Source organism: Stenotrophomonas sp. P5_A8 (assembly GCF_056400545.1).
The window spans coordinates 1-5,991 of record NZ_JBFULB010000236.1; the positions used below are offsets into that span (position 1 = coordinate 1).

At 58.8% G+C, this 5,991-nt stretch carries 7 protein-coding genes; 6 read left to right on the top strand and 1 reads right to left on the bottom strand.

Translation table 11 applies throughout. The annotated features are described in order from the left end of the window. Positions 1-504 (top strand): beta family protein (locus tag AC1DQP_RS15000; protein ID WP_478051907.1); only part of this gene is annotated, 504 nt, incomplete at its 5' end. On the opposite strand, the gene AC1DQP_RS15005 is transcribed toward AC1DQP_RS15000, so the two are convergent. Then, complete coding sequence (locus tag AC1DQP_RS15005) at positions 501-1,061, bottom strand: sce7726 family protein (RefSeq protein WP_457322150.1); 561 nt, start codon at positions 1,059-1,061, stop codon at positions 501-503. The two genes, AC1DQP_RS15000 and AC1DQP_RS15005, sit on opposite strands and share 4 nt — an antisense overlap. A 436-nt stretch (positions 1,062-1,497) precedes the next feature. Here AC1DQP_RS15005 and AC1DQP_RS15010 point away from each other — a divergent pair, with 436 nt between their 5' ends. The 5 genes from AC1DQP_RS15010 to AC1DQP_RS15030 all read left to right on the top strand — a co-directional run. Beyond that, positions 1,498-2,529 carry an ImmA/IrrE family metallo-endopeptidase gene (locus AC1DQP_RS15010; RefSeq protein ID WP_478051908.1) on the top strand — a complete coding sequence of 344 codons (1,032 nt, stop codon included), beginning with the start codon at positions 1,498-1,500 and terminating at the stop codon, positions 2,527-2,529. Then, entirely contained in the window at positions 2,529-3,185 is a 657-nt protein-coding gene (locus AC1DQP_RS15015) for a hypothetical protein (RefSeq protein ID WP_478051909.1), read from the top strand. The genes AC1DQP_RS15010 and AC1DQP_RS15015 overlap by 1 nt, the downstream gene beginning before the upstream one ends. A 442-nt stretch (positions 3,186-3,627) precedes the next feature. After that, entirely contained in the window at positions 3,628-4,404 is a 777-nt protein-coding gene (locus AC1DQP_RS15020) for a hypothetical protein (protein ID WP_478051910.1), read from the top strand. A gap of 104 nt (positions 4,405-4,508) precedes the next feature. Beyond that, positions 4,509-4,805: a hypothetical protein gene (locus tag AC1DQP_RS15025; protein ID WP_457321276.1), complete on the top strand. Its 297-nt coding sequence runs from the start codon at positions 4,509-4,511 to the stop codon at positions 4,803-4,805. Between the two features lie 274 nt (positions 4,806-5,079). Then, positions 5,080-5,991: hypothetical protein (locus AC1DQP_RS15030; protein WP_478051911.1), on the top strand; the 912-nt coding region annotated here is incomplete at its 3' end.

Below are 5,991 nucleotides of genomic sequence, written 5' to 3' on the forward strand. Positions count from 1 at the left end.
GTGCTGGCGGCTTCCCTGCAGGCGCTGAAGGGCCAGGGCTTCAAGCACGTGCACCTTGCGTCGGGCTCCTTCCCTGCATCGCTGGCTCACATCAATGGTGCTGGCGAAGTAAAGCGCAAGGACTGGGAGCTATGGACGCAGATCAATGCGTTGGCACCGGACACGCTCATTGGCTTCGCCGACTATGGACCGCTCAACCCCAACTGGTCCGAAGAGACGCTCAAGCGGCGAGGCAATCGGGTCATCATTCGCTACGCCCTGGATGACAAGTGGCGCATCATACGCGGCCAGAACGCCACCAAGGCCGAGTCGATCGCCATCTCCAAGGTCATGACCACGGTGTATGCCAATGAATTCCTCGGAGCCCCGTTCTCATTCGGCGATCGTCTGATTGCAGATCGGGTCGATCCAACCGTTCCGCTGAAGAACAAAGCCGGCGGCCATCTGCACATCTCTGAGTTCTGGACACATCACATCAGCTATGTGCTGAAAAAACAGTATTAGTGGAGCGCCACTGCGCTGTTCGCCCGCACGAGCAGCGCAGTGCGAATGTGTGCCTTGATCTCCTCCAGACTCAGCGTCTCGGTGATGTGCTGCTGGATCAGGTACAGGCTCTTGCTCTTCCAGCCTTTCAATTGCCCTTCCAAGCGCAGTACCTCCAATGCCTCCTCCTTGTTCAGGATGGAAGCGAGGGATGCGGCCTTGTGCCGGACATTCAAGCCCGCCTCGCGCAAGCACTGGAACGTACCCGTCTCAGCGTCGACCACCATTGCACCCCACCAGGGCGGCAACAGGTCCATCGCCTTGGCCACGTGGCAGGGGGCCATGACCAAGGTGACCCGATCGAAGACCCAGCCGTAACGAGAGCCTTGATTGATCAGCCGGGCCAGGCTATCGGCCTCGCTCTTGATCTCAAAGCAATGCATATCCTCAACCAGCACCAGATCGGCCCGCACCTCCCCACCGTGCAGCCGCAGCTCTTCCAGCAGCGAGATCGCTTGGACAGCAGATTGCCTCGCCAGATGGCCGGCCAAAGCCTGTTTGATCTGTAGCTCTCTCATGGGAACCAGGGCGGAGGGGTGTACAGCGGGAGGATATCATAGTTATGCTTATATGCACTTCACATTATCTATTTGCATGAAACGTCTGAAGCAGCCGCACAGCCTGGCTCTGGAGTTGCGTGGAAGGTTTGAGGCAGACGKGCTCACCACCAGCTCTGCGATTGMCCGCGCTGCGAGCATTGGCCAGCCTCAGGTCTACCGGAATTTGTTCGGTGGGCCCAAGCGCGTCACTCGGACATTGAAGCATCTATGCAAATACGCAGGCATTGATGCATACGAGGGCACCAGTGATCCCGGGGAGTCCAAGGTGTTGATGGATGCTCTGTCGGCTGTATGGGATGGAACCGACGGGCACGCTCAACGCCTGGCGAAGCTTCTTTTTGCCCACCAGCGGGCCCACATGTAAGAATTGGCCTAGGCCCAATGGAGGCCAAGGATGAACAAGAACACGCCAACGGTGACGGTCAAGAGCGCATATCACGCGCTCGGCGAGGCCGGCTACCCTAAAAGTTTTGTATCTCGCCTTTTACCGGACTGGTGGGACAACGCACTTTTCAAGACAAGCAGCGGGGCTATCGAGTTTGCCTCGATACTCAAGCAACGGCTTGGCTTGGATGTCCGATTTGGTGACAGCGGTGAGCTTGAAGTGCTCGCCTCAAACCGCCCTGCCCGTTACAAAAAGAGAGCTGCCACGCTGGTGAGCGAGCTGCAGGTCTGCTCGAGCCTGGGCATGGCCCTGGGCAAGCTTGCGCTGTTTTGCACTGATGGCACCGCCGACCCGCTCCCGGCAGACCCCAAGGAGCTGTCCAAGAGGGTGCGTGCCTCGACCGGGGCTGCGGCAATAGGATTCGGGTCGTTGCTGGATTTCTGCTGGCAGCAGGGTATCCCCGTGCTGTTCTTGAAGGAGCTCCCCCGCGGCAGCAAGCGCATTACCGGTATGGCCATGCGGATTGAAGACAGGCCGGTGATCGTCCTGGGCTTCCAGTCTGGCCAGAATGCAAAGCAGCTGTTCGTGCTAGCCCACGAGCTGGCCCATATCTGCCTTGGCCACGTCGCCGGTACCGGCGTGCTGATCGATGAGGGAATGGACGCCATCACGGAGGCTATCGAGCGTGAGGCGGATCAGCATGGCGACGCAGAAGAGCGCCAGGCCGATCAGTTTGCACTGGCCATGCTACGCAACGGGCGACTTAGCCTTCCCCTCGATAACCACGGCACGATGTCGGCTGCCCAGCTGGTAAACATGGCCATGAGTCTCGGCGACAGCCTCAGTGTCGACCCAGGACACATCATCTTGAGCTACGCACGCGATCATGATGACTGGCTGTTGGCTAATCAGGCCCTTGGCTACTTCCCAGACCAGGCCAGCGCAAAGGAACTGCTCAAGGATCGCTTCCTGGCCAACTGCGATGTTGACAGGCTCACGGACGACAATCGCGCCTACCTGCTCAGCATGCAAGGATTCTGATGAGCGCCAAGTACTACCTCTTGGACAGTGACGCCGCCAAGGCACTTTGTCAGTACGGCCTCATTCAGGACATGGCCACCGCCCTGCGGGTTGAGCTTGGGGACTTTTCGATCCTGGCCCAGCTGCGGTTCCAGCTGCACGCAGCCAATCCCGCCAAGGCGCTTGCCAAACTGGGGAGCGCGCTGGCGGTTGAGCAGCTCAACCTACTCGTAGCGCAGGCGAGCGAGGTCGTGGTTCTGGTTGAATCGGCCAACTACGCCCTGCTGGATGGCACACCGGACATAGATGGCGGAGAGCTGGCCCTGTTTGCCGCGCTCTGTGAGGACAGTAGAGCCGGCCTGATCACCGGCGACAAGCGATCGCTGGTTGCGCTGTGCAAGGTCGGCGGGACGGTGGAACGAAGTTTCAGCTGGGCTCAGATCCTCTGCCTGGAGGACGCCATCGCAATCATCATCGACCACTTCGGCTTGGCCTATGTATCGGCCAAGGTAAGAGCCCGTCCGGACGTCAACAGCGCCCTGTCCAGCATCTTCGGAAGGTCCGTGGCGGCTGACGAACAAGCCATCTCTGATGGGCTATTAAGCTACCTCAATGACCTGCATCACAAGACCGCAGGAAAGTATCAATCTCCTTACGTGGCCGGGCTTTCCCGGTAGCGACCCGTCTTCCTGCATTCTGCGAAGGCGCTTAGGGATGTAGTGACTTTCCCTACATCAGCAGAAGTGCATTGTCGCTTTTTATAGTTTCTGTACGTCATGTCCTATGGCCGCGTCAGCCGATGCGCTGCTACGATTCGCGTAGGGCTGGACTGCCGAGGGCAACATCTCGGCCTGGAACAGCGTTGTTTTCGGCAAAGTGTGCACAGGGGGTGCCATGGCTTTGGTGAACTGCCGCGAATGCGGCAAGCAAATCAGTGATCAGGCTTCGGCTTGTCCGAATTGTGGATTCYCGATGTCCGCGGGAGTCGACCCGACTCCTGGCATCCCAACTCCACCACCGCTGGGCCCGTCTTCAGATCTGAACCGAGCAGCGCCGGTTGCGACCTCCATTCCGGCACCGCGCCCAGCACCGAAGAAGTCGGGCTGTGGAACATTCGTTGTGCTTGGACTCATCGGCCTTCTCGTCCTGTTGGTCTTGGGCTACGGCATGGGGCCCGAGAAGAAAGCAGCCACTCCATCGGCAAGCCGCGGCACTGCCAGCCAGAGCGGGGCAGCCGCCGGTCACGCATCGGACCAGAGTGCTGCGAAGGCAACAACGGTCGAGATGTCTGCGCCCGAACTTCTGGCTGCCGCAAAGGACCAGGCCCGGCCAACTTCCGAACGCTTGGCGAACCTCACGCTGATCCTCAAGAATCATCCCGGCTCGGCCCAAGCCAAGGAGGCTGATGCAATGCGGCCGAAGCTGGAGGCTCAACTCCACGCCGAGCTTAACCCGGTAGGCCTGCAGTGGTCCTATTCCACCCAGCAGGATGACATGTCGGGAAAACCTGTCCGCACGGCACGGGTAACCAGCACCAACAGCTTCAACTTTGACTTCCCCTACTCAGGCCGCCAGAAGGCAGAGCTCACGATGAGGCGTCACCCTCGATGGGGCAACGATGTAATGGTCAGCATCGAGAAGGGGCAGATCCTGTGCCATAGCTTCAGCTCCTGCCCCGTGCGCATCCGATTCGACGATGAGTCCGCCAAAACCTTCACCGGAACTGAGCCATCCGACAACAGCAGCGAGATGGTCTTCATCCCGGGATACAAGACCCTCACGAGTAAGCTGGGTAAAGCCAAGCGCCTCCGAGTGGAGTTCAATGTGTATCAGCAAGGCTCGGTCATGGCCGAATTTGACGTCAGCGGATTTGACGCAAAACGCATGACTCAGTAGCAGACTCTAATGGGAAACGAGGGTGGTGGGTACATCGCAGTACGTAGCCTAGCCGCAATCCCTATGAGATGTTGTTCGTCGTACTCAAGTGAAGGAGCGCTGCCATGTCAGATTTGGGAAAGAGGATCGCTGACGCTATTGCAAACGTTAAGATCAAGGCTCGCGGCCATGCTCTCGAGAGAGACGTTAACAGGCTTATTCTTAAGTGGAAGACGCTGTCGAATGGGCTTTCCGGCGAGCAAGGTCTCAAAGATCTGTTAGCCGAAATTGAGGCCATCCTGAAGTTGCTGGAGGCGGATCCGGCCACGCCGGGGGTCCTCGACGACTTAAATGACCTGCTGTCCAAGACCGACAGCAGCGCCGGACCTCGGGGCACTGTATCTGGCACATCGGTTAAGTGAGCTTCGGAGCTGGAACGATCTATTGCGGGGCGTAGGGCATGTTCTGCGTCCTGCACTTTGCGTTAGCCATGGTTTGGCAACATCATGTTGCCGCCGTGCGTTGACGATGCTAGTTAGCCGGAGCAAAAATTGAGAGCCKCCCCCTTTTTGGCGGGCGTCAGCTTGTTTGGTGAGACACTGGCTGGCGGCACACCTATTCCACGAGGCCCGCCACTCTAAAGGTACTGCCATCGGTGCCGCTATTGATGCGTTGCTACGTATCGATTGGCACACGATGGACTTCAAGGACTACCCCGGCGATTCGCGGCTGTATTTCATCCGATGGATTGATCGCTACACCAAGCCCCATAAGGGCTCTACGTCGACGTCGGTGTGCTGCTATCTGGCACCCCTACCCGATGACATCAAAGATCCGGCCAAGGCAACGCCGGATCAGATCGCCAAGCTGTTCGGCTATTCGGAGCAGATGCCCTTCGTAGCTAGGGTCCTGGTCGGTGCCCTGCCTTCGATCCGCATTGGTTACGTCTACCGTGACGGCAAGCGCGTAGGCGTGCTTCCCAGCCGGGAACTCTCCCTGGGCGATGCCTTGTCGAACGCGGAAGGCTCTGGCAAGTACGGGCGCAACATCCAGCTCGACACAGTCATCGGCAAGCACGGGGACTTCCCCATCAAGGCGGTTCCGACCAGCCAGCTTCACCTCGAGCACAGCGTCCGCTTCCGCAGCGGGGTGTTGATGGCAGAAGACTCCGCCAGTKGGATCGAGTTTTTGATTCCGCGGAGCGTGATATTCCGGACCTTCTATGCCCGCTCTACCTATCTGGCGTCCGTGTTCACCGCCGGGATTTGGGATGAAACTGCCGGCAGGGTGATCTTCCTGGACAAGGAGTTCGCTGGAAACTGGACGCGCGAAATGCAGGACCCTCGTTGCTTTCATCTAGTGATGCAACGAGGGATGCGTAAGGCGGATGCCGTATCTGTTGCACTGCTGCACTTCTACCCGTACGGCAAGGCCACGGCCAATGCGCTCTATACACCGATGCTCAAAGCGCAGAACGACGCCGCGTTCGGTGGTGATTTCTCGTGGTACTCCAATGCGCAGATACCCATGGATCCAGACCTTGGCCCCTACAGCGGCAAGGTAATGGGGTACTACCTGACCCCACATAGGGGCGGTCGACCTCGCAAG

What these genes read in the sequence shown, in the direction of transcription:
- AC1DQP_RS15025 (WP_457321276.1), top strand. Translation starts at nt 4,509, where the DNA reads ATGTCAGATTTGGGAAAGAGGATCGCTGACGCTATTGCAAACGTTAAG.
- AC1DQP_RS15010 (WP_478051908.1), top strand. Translation starts at nt 1,498, where the DNA reads ATGAACAAGAACACGCCAACGGTGACGGTCAAGAGCGCATATCACGCG.
- AC1DQP_RS15005 (WP_457322150.1), bottom strand. Translation starts at nt 1,061, where the DNA reads ATGAGAGAGCTACAGATCAAACAGGCTTTGGCCGGCCATCTGGCGAGG.
- AC1DQP_RS15015 (WP_478051909.1), top strand. Translation starts at nt 2,529, where the DNA reads ATGAGCGCCAAGTACTACCTCTTGGACAGTGACGCCGCCAAGGCACTT.